Source organism: Methanomassiliicoccales archaeon (genome assembly GCA_036504055.1).
In the GTDB taxonomy this organism is placed as follows: Archaea; Thermoplasmatota; Thermoplasmata; order Methanomassiliicoccales; family UBA472; genus DASXVU01.
Genome location: DASXVU010000005.1, coordinates 29828 through 47414 on the forward strand (window position 1 = coordinate 29828; position 17587 = coordinate 47414).

Below are 17587 nucleotides of genomic sequence, written 5' to 3' on the forward strand. Positions count from 1 at the left end.
GCACACACTGAACCGTTGATGTCGGACAAGTTCCCCAAGCTCAGTGAGAACGCCTTGACCGTGCTCCGGAAAAGGTACCTGCTGAAAGGCAGGTCAGGAGAGGTCATAGAGACCCCGGAGGACATGTTCAGGCGCATCGCCCGAAACCTCGCCTCGGTTGACTATTTCTATCATGATCGGGACGCCGAGAAGGAGGAGGTTGAGTTCCATCGGATGATGCGCTCCCTGGAGTTCCTTCCCAATTCCCCCACCATAATGAACGCGGGGACTCATATGCAGCAGTTGGCGGCTTGCTTCGTGATCCCGGTGGGAGATTCCATTGAGCAGATCTTCGACGCGGTCAAGTTCGCCGCGATAATCCACCAGACCGGTGGAGGGACTGGTTTCTCTTTCTCCCGTCTTCGTCCGTCCGGCGATCTGGTAGCCTCGACCGGCGGAACGGCATCCGGACCGATATCGTTCATGAAGGTCTTCGATGTGGCCACGGACGCCGTAAAACAGGGCGGGCGCCGGCGCGGGGCCAACATGGGGATTTTGCGCGTCGATCATCCAGATATCAGAGAGTTCATAAGGCTAAAGGCTGACCTAAAGACACTGTCAAACTTCAACATCTCCGTCGGGGTCACCGATGAGTTCATGCACCGTGCCTCAGAAGGGCGCCAGCTGGAGCTCATCAATCCCAGGAATTCGAATGTGACCGGCTCGGTGCATGCGGGCTCGTTGCTTGACGAGATCTGTTCCCGGGCCTGGGGAAGCGGAGACCCGGGCATGATATTCCTGGATGAGATCAACCGGAGAAACCCGACACCGGGGTTGGGGGACATCGAGGCGACCAACCCATGCGGGGAGGTGCCGTTGCTTTCCTTCGAGGCATGCAATCTGGGATCGATCAACCTGGACCGGATGCTGGTGGAACGAAAGGGGGATCATGAGCTCGACTATGACAAACTGAAGGACACGGTCGATGCCGGGATCAGGTTCCTGGACAACGTGATCGACGCGAGCAGATATCCATTGAGACAGATCGACCTCGTCGTCAAGGGCAACCGGAAGGTAGGGCTCGGGGTGATGGGCTTCGCGGATATCCTGGTAAAGCTCGGCCACCGTTACGGTTCCAAAGCCTCCGAGGTGCTGGCCGAGGAGGTCATCAGGACGATCAGGGACCAGGCGGAAAGGACGACCAGGAGGATCGGTGAGGAGCGGGGGGACTTCCCGAACATCGAGGCAAGCGAATTCGACTCGCCCAGACGGAACGCCACCGTCCTCAGCATTGCCCCCACCGGTACCATATCAATGATAGCGAACTGTTCGTCCGGGATCGAGCCTTTCTTCGCCCTCTACTATGATAAGCACGTGCTTGACGGAGAGACCCTCCATGAGATGAACCAATTCTTCTTGGACACTGCCGGTCGCAAGGGATTGGAGAGGGATCGCATCCTCGGGCTCCTTTCGAACCAGGATTCGATACAGAACATAGAATCCATACCGGAGGAGATGAGGAACATATTCGTGACCGCCCATGACATTGAACCTGAGAAACAGGTGCGGATGCAATCCATCTTCCAGAGATATGTGGACAATGCTGTGTCGAAGACCATCAATCTGCCGGAATCAAGCACCGTGGAGGACATCAGGAAGATCTATCACCTTGCGCACGAGCTCCATTGCAAGGGGATCACCGTATACCGGGAAGGGACCAAACCGGGCCAGGTCTACACGGCGGGCGGGAGGGGCGTCGAGTGCGCCACCTGCGGTCAGCTGGTGTGAATATGTGAGAGCGGGGATGGGACAGAATATTAATATTCATTACGTTCGATATCAAAGGTGATAGCCGACTGACCATCTTTATATGGGGAAAAAACCGATCGGCTTTTAGGCAGTCCAATCAAAGCCAAGACCTTTCTTGACTCGCCGACTTCGTCGATTGAGACTCCTCCCCCCAATATTCACACTTTCCCCCAAGGAAGTACGAAGCCGGCATCAGTTTTCCAATCTCTAAGGATTCGATCGATCGCGTTTGCTGGGCCAGCTAAATTCTAAAAAAATGATTAAGAGGTTTTGCCGGTGCATCACTCGAAGCGTAGCACCTCGGCCGGTGCCACCTTGGATGCACCGCGTGCTGCCGGTATGACGCAAAGCACCGTTGCTAGGAACGCGGCCAGGCCAAGTCCCAAGATCGGTACCCAGGCAATGACGAAGTCCATCCCCATGCCGTTCAGGTACAGGCTCCAGATATCGTATCCGACCACGATCCCTAATGCAGATCCGATGGCGATCCCCAAGGCCGAGATGAACGCCGACTCGATGGCGAAGTTCATGACGACCATGCGTCGCGTGTAGCCCATGGCGCGCATCATGCCGATCTCCAGCCTCCTCTCGTGTATCGACCTTATGGTTATGATGCCCAGGCCGGAGACACCGATGACCAGGCCCATGCTGAGGAATGCCTGGAACAATGTCATGAAGCTGTCGATGGTGCTCGTTATCTGCTTGGCAAGGGTCTTGATGGCTATGGTCTGGACCCCGAAGGCAACGAACTCCTGCTTGAACAGCGACGCTTGCTGGTCCGAGTCTAGGCCGGATGCGAACTTCACCAGGAACAGGCTTGAGCCGATCGGGTGATACGTCTCGTTGAAGGACGATTCCGATATGAACACCCCGTTCAGGTTGCTCTGTTTCATGAACCCGATCACGGTCACGTTCTTTGCGATGCCGTCGCTGGAGACCATGGCGAACTGCTGTCCCAGGTTGAGGGTGCTTGGCGTGTTCATACCGAATCCGAAGCTGCTCGATGACGGATACTTCGAACCGTCCAAGATCACTAGCGAAGGGTCCTGCTGGACCGCCGCCCACACATCGTTCTCGGTGTGGTACAGGGTGCTGTTCCAGGCGGTGAGCGGATAATTGCCGAGATGGTTGAAGCTGTCCTTCACGCCGGTCACCATATAAGTGAACGTTTTAGGTTCGACCGTTCCGTTGGGATAGACCTTCATGTATTGGACCATCACGTTCGTGGTGGGCAGCGCCTCCAGCATGGTGACGTTCTCCTTCGCCAGAGGACCCGCCGTTGCATTGATATGCTCCCATGGGTCGGAGGTGACCGGGGACATGCTGAACCCGATGACGTCGAACCCTCCCGAGGTCTCATCCACCATCTTGGTGATGCCCACCCCCAGCATGCCTGTCATCATGGACAGCGCCGTTATGGTGAAGATGACGATGGCGAAGATGAATATGCTGATCCCGGTCCTGAAATGTGCCTTTAGCGGATAAGAGATCGAGGTCTTGATCACCGCGCGGTATCCGTTCTTGAAACGGAATATCGCCGTGAAGAAAGAAACGAACAACTTCGAGTTGAACATCACGATCAGCAGACTGGCCACTATCATGAACAGGCCCGACACTATCAGCATCTCGATCCCCGAGGGGTAGTCGAATATCTTGAAGTCGCCCTTGGGCAACCAGACAAACAACACGATCGCCCCGGCGATGACCCAGGCCGGGCGGTCACCGATGAAGCGGCGGAGCAACAGACCCATGGATATGCCCATGATCGACAGTCCGCCGGCAGCCGGCGCCAGACTGGAGGTCTGCATGCCCAGGACCATCAGCAGGAGACCTGCGGCGAAGAGGACGATCCCGGTCCGGAACGCCTTCTTGTCCTCCTTGCGGACCGCCGGTTCCGGGATGTTCCTGATGGCCCGGACGATGTTCAGGTTGGATATCCTCCTGGTCACGAAGTAGACGGTCACGATGGTGATCATGAACCCGGCAGCGAACGATATGGCCAGGGAGAAGAAAGAGAACGTGAAGTAGTTGCTCAGGTTCGTGTCCCCGAACATCGGCATGCCCGAGATACCGAGGATGATCAGGTCTGCCATCAGAACGCCGACCACCATGCCTACCGCCGCAGCCACGCAGGCGTAGACGAGACCTTCATAGACGAACAGCTTTCTCAGGTGGGTCTTCCGCATGCCGATGGCACGGGACATCCCCATCTCGCTCTTCCTCTCCTCGCCCAGCATCGTGAAGATGTTGACGATCAACAGCATACCGGCCATGACCGAGAACGATCCCAGAACGAAGAACATGGAGGTGAACTGGCTCAGGTTGCTCCTTCCGCTATCAAGCATCTCCTTCTTGTCCAGTTCGATCTTCATGCCTGTCCCGGGCATGGTGTCGGCAATGCTGCCGGTGATGTCGTTCCTTACCTGTACGGAATATCCGAACGGATCATTGCCCTTCGGCTCGATGGAGACCAATATGGTATTGACCGTGTCTGGATGTGCTGTGAACGCCTGAGCGTCTGCAAGGTTCATGAAGACGTTGGCGTTGGAGTTGAACCCCCCGAACTGCGATGCGGTCACCACCTTGCTGACCGTGACCATCGTGGGGATGCCCTGGTAGAACACCATGACCTGGTCCCCTTCCTGGGCGGCCAGGTCCAGTGCCGCCTTTTCATTGATTATTATCGTCCCTGTCGCGGGCGCCTCGCTGACCATCGTGCCGTTCCTGTTCACCAGGCCGCCGAAGTCGGTGATCAGTTTGTTGTCGACCCCCAACAGCGTCACCGATGGCGAGAAGAGCTGAGTACGAGCATCGCGGATGGAGATCGAGGAAATGATCAGCGTATCCGCCGCACGAACGTGCTGTGTGGTGCTTATGTTGGAAACCAGAGGAGCGATCTGGGTTGAATTGTAATATACCAAGGTGCCGACATTGCTGGACTGCAGCTCGAAATCGACCTGCCCCATTCCCTTGGTGACCTGGTCGGTGATCATGTTGTCCATGGTGTCACCGACCACGAACGAAGCGGAGATGATCGCCGTTCCGACCATTAGGCCACCGATCACCAGAGCTGTCGTCCCGGGACGGCGGACGATGTTCCTCAGAGACATGCTGAACAATATCCGGTTGCGACTTGCGTCGACAAGGATCAGGATCGCAAGTATCGCCACGGCCGCTACCAACGCGTAGGCGATGGGCAGTATGAAGAATGGCAATATCAGCACTAGGACCGATATCACCGCGAACAGAACCGACCGAACCTTCAAGGGATCACCCCATCTCTTTGATCTCTTTGGCGATGTTCTCGACGTGCCCGTTGGTGGACACGACCTGCCCATCACGCATATGGATGATACGATCGCACTTGGCTCCGACCTCCGGGTCATGGGTGACGATGACGAACGTCTCCCCCACGTCCTTGTTCAAGCGCCTCATGAGGGCCACGATGTCGTCGGCCGTCTTCTTGTCCAGATCGCCGGTGGGCTCATCCGCCCAGACCAAGGCCGGCCGGTTCGCCAATGCCCGTGCGATGGTCACCCTCTGCCTTTCACCGCCCGACAACGATGCTGGCCTGAGGACTGCCCTCTCCTTGAGACCGACGATCTCCAGGAGTTCCATGGCCCTCTTCTTGGCCACAGATGGATCTTCGCCGCATATCAGTAATGGCAGCTCTACATTCTCGGAGGCGGTCAAGACCGGCAACAGGTTGTAGAATTGGAAGACGAAACCCATCTTCTTGGCCCGGAAGTTGGTCTTCTCATCGTCATTCATCGATGTGAGGTCGCTTCCGTCTATTATGATTTTGCCTTCGGTCACCTCATCTATGCCGGATAGACAATTGAGCAGGGTCGTCTTTCCGCAACCAGATGGTCCCATTATTGCGACCATCTCGCCTTTTTCGATGTCGATGCTGAGCCCTTTCAGGGCCTGAACAGTGACGTTTCCGGTGACATACGTCTTTTTAACTTCTTCAGTATGGATGATTGGTATGATGACCACCTTTTGGGCCTGAGCTTGGATTTGGCCTGAGCTATATAACATCTTTCTATTAACTTCCACATAATATCCACACCGGCCAATAAGAACCGGGGGAGATGTTTTCAAACGTCAAAGTCAATGAATCCGGTTCTCCGAGGGACGCGGTCAACGTGTATGGCGATTGCCGAAGTCAAATGAATATTCCACTCACTGTCATAATGGTCCGTTGTTTTATTGATGTACATATAGATACATCATTACTCAAAATTGTTATATATTCCCCTTTTCATTAGTGAGGTCATGACTTTCAAGCCAGAAGACATTAGGATCAATCTGGGGATGGAAGAGCTTCCCACGAAGTGGTATAACATCGCTGCCGATTCGCCGGAGCCCATTCCGCCACCCGCAGACCCGAAGACCGGAAAGCCAGTGCCTGCGGCAGCGCTGGAGGCCATATTCCCGAAGAACATCATCGAGCAGGAGATCTCGACGGAAAGGTACATCACCATTCCAGAAGAGGTCAGAACTGCATATGCCAGGTTGTGCAGGCCAAGCCCCTTGCAGAGGGCCATCAGGCTGGAGCAGGTACTGAAGACCCCGGCAAAGATCTATTTCAAGCGTGAAGACCTCAGCCCCACCGGTAGCCACAAGCCGAACTCCGCCATACCGCAGGCATATTTCAACATGAAGGCGGGCACTGAGAACCTGACCACCGAGACCGGAGCGGGCCAATGGGGCTCCTCATTGGCACTTGCCTGCGCCCTGTTCGATCTGAAGTGCACCGTCTTCATGGTCCGGGCCAGCCATGACCAGAAGCCCTACCGTCGGTATGTCATGGAGACCTACGGTTCGACCGTCCACGCATCTCCGAGCCCGGTGACCAATTATGGCAGGGAATGCCTGAAGGCGAATCCAAACAACACGGGTTCCTTGGGCATTGCCATCTCCGAGGCGATCGAGATGGCCGTGACGACCCCGAACAGCAAGTATTCGCTCGGGAGCGTCGCCAACCACGTCATGATGCACCAGACGGTCATCGGAGAGGAAGTTATGGCCCAGCTGAAGAAGATCGAAACGGTCCCAGACTACATGATCGGGTGCGTCGGCGGCGGCAGCAACTTCGCCGGGTTCGCGTTCCCCATGCTGGGTCAGAAGATCCATAAGAAGTGCGAGACCGAGTTCATTGCCTGCGAGCCCAAATCCGTCCCTTCCCTGACCAGCGGAGAATACCGTTACGACTTCGGCGACACCGCCGGAATGACACCGATGTTCAAGATGTACACCCTTGGACACGATTTCATGCCATCACCGATCCACGCCGGCGGACTGCGCTACCACGGAATGGCCCCGACGGTCAGCCTGATGAGCAAGCTGGGCTATATCCAGGCCAGGTCCTACGACCAGCTGGAGACGTTCGAGGCAGGTGTGACCTTCGCCAGGGCAGAAGGCATAATCCCCGCCCCGGAGTCGAACCACGCCATCAAGTGCGCCATAGACCTTGCCCTCGAGGCGAAGAAGAAGAACGAGGAGAAGGTCATCGTGTTCAACCTGTCCGGTCACGGGCTTATGGACATGAACGGGTACGCTCAGTTCGCCGCCGGCAAGATGACGAATGGCTGAGCGAGGCTAGGTCTCCGTCAAACTCCAACCAAACCCTTTTCTCACTTTTCTGACAAGAATGATATCGAGGTTATGTCTTCTCTGACCGGCGGAAGTATCATGACTGCGATCATTGTCCACGGAGGGGCCTGGGACATACCTGAGAATGAACATGCGTCCCATCTTAGAGGGTGCGAGCAGGCGGTCAGGGCAGGACACGATATCCTGTCCCAGGGCGGGAGCTCCATGGATGCGGTCGAGAAGGCCGTCCGAATCCTGGAGGACGATCCCACCTTCGATGCGGGACGGGGTTCTTTCCTCAACGATGTAGGCGAGGTGGAGATGGACGCCATGATCATGAACGGCAAGGATCTCCAGTTCGGATCTGTGGCCGCGGTGCGCAACATCAGGCATCCGATCACATTGGCAAGGCGTGTGATGGATGATGGGAGACACTGCATGCTGACCGGCCAAGGGGCGACCGATTTCGCCCGGTATATAGGAATGGAGATGGTGCCGACCTCCGACCTGCTCACGGAGCGGGAGATCAAAAGATGGAACGCCTTACTCAACAACCGCGATTACGATCCTCGTTCGACCTTTGGTGCGACGGGGCCCAAAGGACCAATGGGAACGGTCGGGGCAGTTGCCATGGACTCGGAGGGTAACATTTCGGCCGCAACATCGACGGGCGGAACGCCGGACAAAATGCACGGCAGGGTGGGGGACAGCCCCCTGGTAGGCTGCGGGACCTATGCGGACAACGCATCGGCCGGTGTATCCGTGACCGGCTATGGCGAATCGATCATGAAGGTGGTGCTCGCCCGCCGAGTATGCAGCAACCTGGAAAGAGGATCAGACCTCGCTGGGTCGGCACGTGAGGCCATAACGTACCTGGAGAACAGAGTGAACGGACTAGGAGGGGTGATCGCGATCGATTCTCGGGGGAACTGTGTCCATTACAGCAACACGCCCCGTATGGCGTGCGCCTCCATAGACGCTTCCGGAAAGATCATTCTGGATATTTAGCCAATCGATGGCGAAGCTTTTATTATCCCCTTTCGGGTTATAGAATCGCTCGTAGTTCAGTTCGAAGGTGCTGTCTAGTGCAAACCTATCCGCCCGAATTCGCTATTCTGGCATTTCCTTCAGTCAGCATCCGCTCGGGCAAAACTGAACATACGATTGATTTTGGACGGATCTACCTTCTAAAGGATGAGCGGTTGGAGAAGACGCTCAGCATCACCAGGTCGGTCGCGGACACGGGAAAGGATGTCCTATGCATCTCCCGATATCATCCCACTATAATGTATGCCAGACTGCCGCTGCGGAGCATGCAGTTCGTATGGCTGGGAGAGAGGGCAGGAGAGGACAGAATATCCCCGGACAACCTGACCAAGTTAAAACACAGGATCGCTGTCTTCGCGAAGGAACATAAGAACGGCGTGGTGGTGATCGACGGCCTGGAATACCTAGCGCTCTTCAATGATTTCCACCGGCTGAACGTGTTCTATGAGGAATTGAACGATATAATTATGGAAACCCGTTCGGTCCTTTTCATTCCCATCGACGAGCGTCTCATAGAGCCTTCTGACATTGCTCGACTGAAGAGGTATGCCGAGATATTGTAGGAAAATCTTTTTGATTGGTTCGATCAGGCAATGGCCCCGGTCCCGGTCGTCGGCTCCTTGATCTTCAGACTGTTTCCGGCCTCTTCCTGTTCTGTTTCTGGGACCGGTACCATCTTCGGATACAATGTCCAGAGTTTCTTGAGGTCGTTCTGTTCCAGGGTAAGAGGGTCGAAGCAGATGACCATGGTGCCGTTGGTGGCCGAGAGGATCGTGTTGATCTCCCCTAGGGCAGCTATGACCTTGTTCATCTCATTCCAAAGAAGCAGATACTCCAGGCCGTCAAGGAAGACTACCGGCTTTCCGGCCTTAGCATCCGCCTTGACCATCCTCACTATCTGGCTCAGTGATTTTGGTGAGATTATATCCTTTCCCTTGCAGCCGCTCAGCCAGTAACACTTCCGGCTCTTTACATTGTACTTCTCCGCTACATAGTCCGGATGAAGCCGAGTTATGCAGATGCTGTTCTCATTGACCTTGGATAAGGACGAAAAGACCTTGAACCCTGACCTAGGGTATCCTTCAACAAGCAGCATTATCCGTGAATTTTCGTTGTTAACTGCCAATTGTGCACTCTCCATTTTCTTAATAACAATTCCGCATTGAGCATATTTAAACCCGATTTGAGCATGCTCATTTTCAAAAAGTAGCTATTTTCCGTCACAACTAGCGGATTTTTCCCGGTAAAGTATTATTGTACCACTGCGATTGATGATTGTGAATCGAGGTTCCCGGAAGTCCTTGCTTACTGTTAGGGAAAGGGTGATCCTACACCTCCTTGCTCAGCATAAGTACTGTCAGGACGCCGATGCCCCGAAGCCTGTCACTCAGGACGGGATCGCTTCCGCGATCGAGGTCGGACGGAATAATGTCGCCAAGATAATGACGGTCATGTCCGATGAGGGCATCGTCGATATCCAAAGCAAACATGTCAAAGGTCTTCCTTCTATCCGGTTGGTCTATTTCCTTTCACCGAAAGGCTTTGAGGAAGGCAAGAAGCTGAAGGCGTCGATAGAGTTCACCACTGTCGACGTGATAGACCTTAAAGGGGAAATCCACGAGGATGAAGTAGGCAGGATCGGGATGTATCTCCCGAACCGCTATACGCTCCTTGAACTGGCCATGGGCGTTTCTCGAGGGAAATTCGATTGCGCATCCTTTCATGAGGGAAAGGTCAAGGAAGAGAGAAGATTCGTGGACTATTCGGACAAGAAACCGGCCATTCGCACATTCTTTGGCCGGGAAAAGGAACTGGAAAAGCTGTATGGTCTGATCGATTCCAATACCATCAAGGCCATGATGATATATGGAATTCCTGGGATCGGAAAGACCACCCTTCTGGCGAAATTCACACAGGATATTCGTGATCGGATCAACGTCTTCTGGTTCAAGGTCCATGAATGGGTGGACTTCAAAGGAGTGCTGAAGCCGCTTTCAGAATTCCTATCCCAAATGGGAAGGAAGAACCTCGAATACTATCTTACCCAGACCGATATTCCGGTCCTGGGTGAGGTCTGCCACATCGTGGAGACGGACATGAGGGGATCGAACTCCCTCATGATCTTCGATGATATCCACAAAGCGGATAAGGGCGTCAAGGACCTCCTCGGAGCGATACTCAATTCAATCGAGGGGATCCCTGGCGTCTGGATGATAGGATCTGCAAGGGAGATGCAGTCATTCTATGAGCGAGGAGCGGTCTTCCGGGGATTGGTGGTCGAGATGCAGATCGACGGCCTGGACCGGGGCAGCAGCTTCAACATGATGCGCACCCGTTCCCTTCCGGAGACCGACCTGGAGTCCCTCTTCAGCATAACCAAGGGCCATCCATTATTCCTAGAACTCATCGAGGACCCGAAAATGGCCTTGGGCAAGAACATACGCATGTTCATCGAACAAGAGGTGTTCTCGAGATTGGAGGTCTCGGAAAAGAGGATAATGGGCATCGCGGCGATATTCCGCTACCCGGTGATGATCGATGCCTTCTTCAGCATGGAGGAAGAGATCCAGAACGAAAGCCGAGGCATGAACGTAGAGCTGGAATCCATGGACTATGCGATCTCCTACGACACGGTGGACTCGCTTATCTCGAAATCGATCCTGCATGAATCGGTCGGACGTATGATCGGGATGCACGATCTCATGCGTGAGTTCGTGTATAGCAAGCTGACCCCGCGTCAACGCAATATCTATCACAAGGCCGCTGCCCGGTTCTATTTGCAGGACATGTCGGCCCCATCGTCCGTGGAAGCATTGTACCATTGTCTGATGGCCAAGGAATATGCGATCGCGATCGATATTGCCGCGGGCAACGGACGAAAAATCATCAACAAAGGATATGCGGTCCAATTCAGCCCGCTCTTGAAACTTCTTCTGTCCAGTGCTCCGAAGATCGAACAACGGGACAAGATGGAAATGTTGATCCTCCAAGGGGAGATCATGGAGATATCCGGAGATTGGGACGCCGCCATCGCCCGGTTCGGCCAGATCGTATCAATGGCCTCTCCCACCACCGATGTCCGCTTGATGGCTGAGATGAACTGGCGAATAGGCGCCATACACCTCAGAAGGTCCAGGCTGGATGATTCGCAGAGATATCTCAACCTGGCACTGGACATGGCAAAGAAGACCGATGAGAAACACACCCTGGCCGATGTGTATAACGACCTGGGAGCAGTATGGATGAGGAGAGGCAGATGGGATGAGGCATCGGCCAATTACGCAAAATCAATGGAACTGTCGAAGATGATAGGAGACGACGCCAGTCTTGGCAGGTCGATGTATGGACTATCCATGACGCTCGACGGTCAGCACCATTTCGAGGAGTCCATACCGATGAAGAAGGAAGTGCTCCGCATCCTTGAGCATTCTGGCGATATCAACATGTTATCCAAGGTCAGCACAAGCCTCGGAAACGACCTTAGACAGATCGAGAAATATGAAGAGGCGTATGAATATCAGGAGAAGGCCATAACGCTGGCCCGAATGGCTGGAGACCTCAACTCATTAGGATTTGCCTTGGCCAATTCCGCTGCCATTTGCATCGAAGAGGGCAACTTCCTCAAAGGGGAGGAAATGATAGATTCCGCGACCTCGATATTCAAGAAGCTGAACGACCTGCTCATGCTTTCGACCCTTCATCTTTACAGAGGTTATCTTTACTCCAAGAAGAAGGAATGGGAATGGGCAAAGGTCGAGTTCAAAGAGAGCATCGATATCATCAGATCGATCGATATGCCCGTAAGACTAAGCGAATGGCTGTATCAGATCGCTAAAGCCTACATCGAAAACGATGATGTAGAACAGGGCTTACAACTTCTTCAGGAATCATACTGCGTGGCCGAGAAGATCGGCCATGACAAATTGATGCGGGATGCCAAAACAAGCATCGAATTGATGTGTACAGTCCAATAATGCAAATTTTTCAGGACAGCATGAAGAAAATAATTGAGGTTAAGAGACCGAAGGAGAGCCTCGAGCACCTCATCCTTCAGATCTCTGCCTTCGATCTTAAGCTGTTGCGAGTTCTCTGCACACCGGTCCAACGCCTGGGAGCGGCATAACTGGCCCTACACCAGGGAGTGGCATGACTGGTCCAACGCCTGGGAGCGGCATGACTGGCCCTACACCAGGGAGTGGCATGACTGGTCCAACGCCTGGGAGCGGCATAACTGGTCCAACGCCAGGTAGTGGCGCCTTGACAGGGCCGACACCTGGGAGCGGCATGGCCTTGTTCTTTACGCGGTTCCTAGCATTGCAATAATTTACGATGGATTTTGCTCTCATTCTTAACACCCAAGGACTCAATAATAACCATGTGGTTTTGTGGATATTAAAAGGGTCAGTGAGCATGCTACAGATAATATTATATATCAAAATATGAAAAAATACTGGCCAGGCACAAAATAATGATTTTGATTTCAGTAATTATTCTTCAGAAACGATGAAGGACCCATAACAACCATCATATTGTGGATTAGTGTTCAAAAAGTGAGATATGACTGCAACCGATTCCGGCAATTTTAGAATTAAGGGACTGGTCTTTGATCTTGATGGAACGTTAGTTCATAGCACCATCGATTTCTCTCTGATGAGAAAGTCGGCACTCGAAAGAATGAGGGAAGCTGGAGTCCCCGCCAGTGTTCTTGATGAAAGGATGAGCATTGCGAGCAATCTGAAGGCATGCTACCATTACCTGTCAGAAACCAGATCGGGGGACGATGCCAGATCGCTTCTCACTGATGTAGGAAGAATAATGAATGAGATCGAGATGCGCAATGTCCGGAATACCCTGGCGGTGCCAAGGGCAAACCAAACACTCTGCCGGCTCATAGACGAAGGGTATGGGATGGCAGTCTTGACCAGAGGATCTAGACGTTATACAGATGCGGCCCTTTCCGCATCTGGATTGACCAGATATTTCGATAAGACCATATGTAGGGATGATTACCCTGACGAAGAGGCGAAGCCGAATCCGATTTCATTGTCAAGAGCTGCGGGAAAGTTGGGCTTGACCAATGAAGAATGCCTCCTTGTGGGAGACCATGCGATGGACCTGGAATGTGCGCGGTCGGCTGGTTCAGGGTTCGTGGGCGTGCTTTCAGGGGCCACGGACATGCCCACCTGGACCAATTTAGGCGTGATCAGAATCATTCCCGACGTAACGTTTTTGCCCGGATTGTTGTCGAAGATCTGATCCGATCGAACCATAGGTAAATTGATTTGCCTTGGCGTCCCTTCGACGGTTCATGAAAAGCGTTAGAACGGAGATGGCCCCAGTGCCTATTGGGCCCTATTCCCAGGCAATAATTTCCGACAAGATGATATTCTGTTCAGGGCAACTCGGCATAGATCCGATCACAAAGAAGTTGGTCACCTCAGGCACGGCTGATGAGGCGAGGCAAGGGATAGAGAACATCCGGGCGATACTTGAAGCGGCAGGTTCCTCCTTGGAAAAGGTGGTGAAAGTCACCATATTCATGACCGACCTGGACCATTTCAAGGAGGTCAACGCGATTTACGCGGACAGCTTCAAGGAACCGTTCCCCGCCAGGACCACCGTTGGGGTGGCACGCCTGCCCCTGGGGGCGACCATCGAGATCGACGTCGTGGCGTCGATCTGATCAGGCCTTGGACTTCAGGTTGTCTATCTTCTGTTCGAGGCTCTTCTGGCAAACTGGACAGCAGACGTAGTACTCCTTGTCCCCTTCCTTCACTTTGTAGGCGTCGTCCCTGATCTCCTTGCCGCAATAGGCGCAGGTCAGGACAACGTTGACCTCCGGGTTGATGACCGCCCTCTGTTCCTCCTTGACGACGGTGATGATGTTTGTGAGTTCGTACTCGACGATCTCTGGAATGTCCGACAGGTTCATCACGAACTCGTTGATGAGATGCTGCTGGGTGAAGGTGACCACGATAAGTATCCGGCTGTTGCTCAGGATATAGGCTTTACGGACATGCTCGTCCCCTGCGAACCGGTCTGATACCTTTCTGATGTCGGCAGGTCTGGTCTTGATATCCAAGACGACACTTATGCCGCCGAGCTTCTCTGAGTCGAGTTCCGCCTGATACCCCTTAATGACCCCCATGCTCTCCATGCTGTTGATCTTGCTGCTGACCGTCGGCACGCTTACCTTGACCTTTTCGGCGATCTGCCTGAACGAGAGGCGACCGTTTGATTGTAGAACCTTAAGAATCTTGATATCAGTTGAATCTAAGTTCATACCGCCCGAATTGCGTCATTAAATTTATAAGATTTCCTGTGGGACAATCTTCCGTTCGAAACGGAATGTCTGTAAAAGATAGTCGTGGGTTTGACGTTTGGTCGTGAACCAGATGAAGAAACATGCCAATCGTATATCGCTAGATACTTGAACGATGGGCTATATGGTGTTAACCGATGAGTGAAAATGACAATGAGACCGCCGTCCCGGTCCCCAAGAAAGGAAAGCGGACCGCCTCTTTCGGGCTGACGGGGATGACTTGTGCCAGTTGTGCCCAGACCATATCGGAGAGCCTTTCCGGCCTGGAGGGGATCGAGAACGCGAATGTGAACCTGGCCACGGAGAAGGCCACTGTCACCTACGATCCGTCCAAGGTGAACATAGAGGCGATGAAGAAGGCGGTCATCGATGCTGGATATGACGTGATCATCAATGAGGTCACTCTTTCCATCGGAGGCATGAGCTGCGCCTCATGCGCTTCCACGGTCGAGGAAGCGGTCCAGGAGCTCGATGGTGTGCTGAGCGCGTCGGTGAACCTGGCCACGGAAAAGCTAACGGTGCGTTATGACCCGCAGCGGGTAAGGGTCCCGCAGATGAAGAAGGCCATCACCGATGCTGGCTACGAGGTGCTGGAATCGAAGGACTCGGACCAGGAGAAGGAGATAAGGGCAAGGGAGCTGAAACGCCAGAAGGTCTTGCTTACAGCCGCGCTCTCATTGGCGGTGCCTATAATGGTGTTCATGCTCCTGATGCAGTTCACCTCTCTGGGTCAGGTGCAGTTCCTCATGGACTGGGGGAACCTGATACTGTTCCTAGTGGCCACGCCGGTCCAGTTCGTCATCGGATATCAGTTCTATTCCGGTACCTACAAGGCGCTAAGGAACAGGAGGGCGAACATGGACACGCTGATCGCCGTGGGAACATCTGCAGCTTACATCTACAGCGTGGCGGTCACATTCTTTCCTTCTGAGTTCATCACCCCGAACGTCTACTACGACACTTCGACGATGATCATCGCGTTGATCCTGTTCGGCAAATACCTGGAGGCGAAGGCCAAAAGCAGGACCTCCGAGGCGATCCGGAGGCTTATAGACCTTCAGGCCAAGACCGCCGTGATCCTCAAGGACGGGGTCGAGGTGCAGATCCAGGCCGACGAACTCGACGTCAGCGACGTCATGGTGGTCAGACCGGGTGAGAAGATCCCCACCGATGGAGTGGTCATCGAGGGTTCATCGTCGGTGGATGAGTCGCTGCTCACGGGCGAGAGCATGCCGGTCTCCAAATCCGAGAGTTCCGAGGTGATCGGGGGGACGATCAACAAGAATGGCCTTCTTAAGGTCAGGGCCACCAAGGTAGGCAAGGACACCGCACTGGCGCAGATAGTGCGCCTGGTGGAGAACGCGCAGGCATCCAAGGCACCGATCCAGAGGCTGGCGGACAAGGTGGCGGGAGTGTTCGTTCCAGCGGTCATCTCCATCGCGGTGATCACATTCCTGTTCTGGTTCTTCATCGGATACGGACTGTTCGGAGTGACCCAGCCTCAGTTCATCTTCTCTCTGACAGTGTTCATTTCGGTGATGGTGATAGCCTGCCCGTGCGCACTCGGCCTGGCCACACCGACCGCCATCATGGTGGGGACGGGAAAGGGTGCGGAGAACGGCATCCTGATCAAGAGCAGCGAGTCATTGGAGAACGCCGGCCGCACCACCGCGGTGGTGTTCGACAAGACCGGCACGCTGACCAAGGGAGAACCGCAGGTTACCGACATGGCCGCCTTCGGCCTGCCGGAGGAGGAAATGATCAGGCTTGCGGGAATAGCGGAGAAGGGGTCCGAACACCCACTGGCCGAAGCGGTCGTCCGCAGAGCGAAGGAGAAGGCTGGAGAGCTGCCGGACCCGGAGAGGTTCGAGAACGTACCGGGAATGGGCATACGCGCGGAGGTCGACGGAAAAGAGGTTCTCGTAGGTAGCCGCAAGCTCATGGCATCGCACAATGTCGATGTAACCGGGGTCGATGCCAAGGTGGTCGATTTCGAGGCCCGGGGAAGGACGGCGGTGATCGTTGCTTATCGGGGAGAGGCAGTTGGAGTCATCGCCGTCGCCGATGTCGCCAAGGATTCGGCGAAGGAGGCGGTGGAAGCGCTCAAGGAAATGAAGATCGAGGTCTTCATGATCACCGGCGACAACGCCCGGACGGCCAAGGCGATCGGTGAGCAACTGGGCATCAACAACATACTGGCAGAGGTTCTGCCCGAGGACAAGGCGAAGGAAGTGGCCAAGCTCCAGGCGCAGGGCAAGGTGGTGATGATGGTTGGCGATGGCGTCAACGACGCACCGGCATTGGCCCAGGCGGATATCGGTGTGGCCATCGGCTCAGGAACGGATGTGGCCATGGAGACCGGGGATGTGGTCCTCATAAAGGATGATCTGAAGGACGTGGTAGCGACGATCCAGTTGAGCCGCCAGACCATGAAGAAGATCAGGCAGAACCTGTTCTGGGCGTTCGGCTACAACGTCGCCGGCATTCCCATAGCGGCCGGCGTGCTCTTCCCGGCCACCGGCTGGCTGCTGAGCCCGATCATAGCGGCGGGGGCGATGGCCATGTCATCGGTGTCCGTCGTTTCCAATGCCGCCCTGTTAAAGAGGTATACACCTGAGATAAAGAGGAAGAAACCAGAGGAAGTGAAGAAGAATGGCTGAAGACGTGATATGCAAGATGCAGGTCGACGAGAAGACCGCCAAGTGGAAGTCGGAATACAAGGGCAAGACCTACTACTTCTGTGCTCCAGGATGCAAGAAGAAGTTCGATTCCAGCCCGGAAAAGTACGCCACGAAGTGAAAACCCCTTCCTTCTTTTTCTATCTGGGCTGAA

The 17587-nt window shown here is 54.4% G+C and carries 14 protein-coding genes; 10 read left to right on the plus strand and 4 right to left on the minus strand.

Annotation, left to right across the window (positions count from 1 at the left end; all coding sequences use genetic code 11):
- The first annotated feature begins 18 nt into the window (after positions 1-18).
- Positions 19-1767 (plus strand): adenosylcobalamin-dependent ribonucleoside-diphosphate reductase, encoded by a 1749-nt coding sequence (locus VGK23_01495; GenBank protein HEY3419209.1) that lies wholly within the window; start codon positions 19-21, stop codon positions 1765-1767.
- Positions 1768-2069: 302 nt separating this feature from the next.
- Here VGK23_01495 and VGK23_01500 read toward each other — a convergent pair whose 3' ends face one another.
- Both VGK23_01500 and VGK23_01505 read right to left on the minus strand, forming a co-directional pair.
- Entirely contained in the window at positions 2070-5054 is a 2985-nt protein-coding gene (locus tag VGK23_01500) for an FtsX-like permease family protein (GenBank protein ID HEY3419210.1), read from the minus strand.
- A 4-nt stretch (positions 5055-5058) separates the two neighbouring features.
- Entirely contained in the window at positions 5059-5787 is a 729-nt protein-coding gene (locus tag VGK23_01505; protein ID HEY3419211.1) for an ABC transporter ATP-binding protein, read from the minus strand.
- 279 nt (positions 5788-6066) lie between these two features.
- On the opposite strand from VGK23_01505, the gene VGK23_01510 reads away from it, so the two are divergent.
- The 3 genes from VGK23_01510 (at position 6067) to VGK23_01520 (ending at position 8996) form a co-directional block, all read left to right on the plus strand.
- Positions 6067-7386, plus strand: coding sequence for a TrpB-like pyridoxal phosphate-dependent enzyme (locus VGK23_01510; GenBank protein ID HEY3419212.1), 1320 nt, complete (start codon positions 6067-6069; stop codon positions 7384-7386).
- A 99-nt stretch (positions 7387-7485) separates the two neighbouring features.
- Positions 7486-8394 (plus strand): isoaspartyl peptidase/L-asparaginase, encoded by a 909-nt coding sequence (locus tag VGK23_01515; GenBank protein HEY3419213.1) that lies wholly within the window; start codon positions 7486-7488, stop codon positions 8392-8394.
- 194 nt (positions 8395-8588) lie between these two features.
- Complete coding sequence (locus VGK23_01520; protein HEY3419214.1) at positions 8589-8996, plus strand: DUF835 domain-containing protein; 408 nt, start codon at positions 8589-8591, stop codon at positions 8994-8996.
- A gap of 23 nt (positions 8997-9019) precedes the next feature.
- Here the strand turns inward: VGK23_01520 and VGK23_01525 are convergent, their stop codons facing one another.
- Positions 9020-9529 (minus strand): DUF835 domain-containing protein, encoded by a 510-nt coding sequence (locus tag VGK23_01525; protein ID HEY3419215.1) that lies wholly within the window; start codon positions 9527-9529, stop codon positions 9020-9022.
- Positions 9530-9755: 226 nt separating this feature from the next.
- On the opposite strand from VGK23_01525, the gene VGK23_01530 reads away from it, so the two are divergent.
- The 4 genes from VGK23_01530 (at position 9756) to VGK23_01545 (ending at position 14116) form a co-directional block, all read left to right on the plus strand.
- Positions 9756-12407, plus strand: a complete 2652-nt coding sequence (locus VGK23_01530) for a tetratricopeptide repeat protein (GenBank protein ID HEY3419216.1) — start codon at positions 9756-9758, stop codon at positions 12405-12407.
- 33 nt (positions 12408-12440) lie between these two features.
- Positions 12441-12683 (plus strand): hypothetical protein, encoded by a 243-nt coding sequence (locus VGK23_01535; GenBank protein HEY3419217.1) that lies wholly within the window; start codon positions 12441-12443, stop codon positions 12681-12683.
- Between the two features lie 307 nt (positions 12684-12990).
- On the plus strand, positions 12991-13689 hold the full coding sequence (locus tag VGK23_01540; GenBank protein ID HEY3419218.1) for an HAD family hydrolase: 699 nt from the start codon (positions 12991-12993) through the stop codon (positions 13687-13689).
- A gap of 52 nt (positions 13690-13741) precedes the next feature.
- Positions 13742-14116, plus strand: a complete 375-nt coding sequence (locus VGK23_01545) for a RidA family protein (GenBank protein ID HEY3419219.1) — start codon at positions 13742-13744, stop codon at positions 14114-14116.
- On the opposite strand, the gene VGK23_01550 is transcribed toward VGK23_01545, so the two are convergent.
- Positions 14117-14716: a winged helix-turn-helix transcriptional regulator gene (locus VGK23_01550; GenBank protein HEY3419220.1), complete on the minus strand. Its 600-nt coding sequence runs from the start codon at positions 14714-14716 to the stop codon at positions 14117-14119.
- 176 nt (positions 14717-14892) lie between these two features.
- On the opposite strand from VGK23_01550, the gene VGK23_01555 reads away from it, so the two are divergent.
- Entirely contained in the window at positions 14893-17415 is a 2523-nt protein-coding gene (locus tag VGK23_01555) for a heavy metal translocating P-type ATPase (protein ID HEY3419221.1), read from the plus strand.
- Positions 17408-17554: a YHS domain-containing protein gene (locus VGK23_01560; GenBank protein HEY3419222.1), complete on the plus strand. Its 147-nt coding sequence runs from the start codon at positions 17408-17410 to the stop codon at positions 17552-17554. The genes VGK23_01555 and VGK23_01560 overlap by 8 nt, the downstream gene beginning before the upstream one ends.
- Positions 17555-17587: the final 33 nt, after the last annotated feature.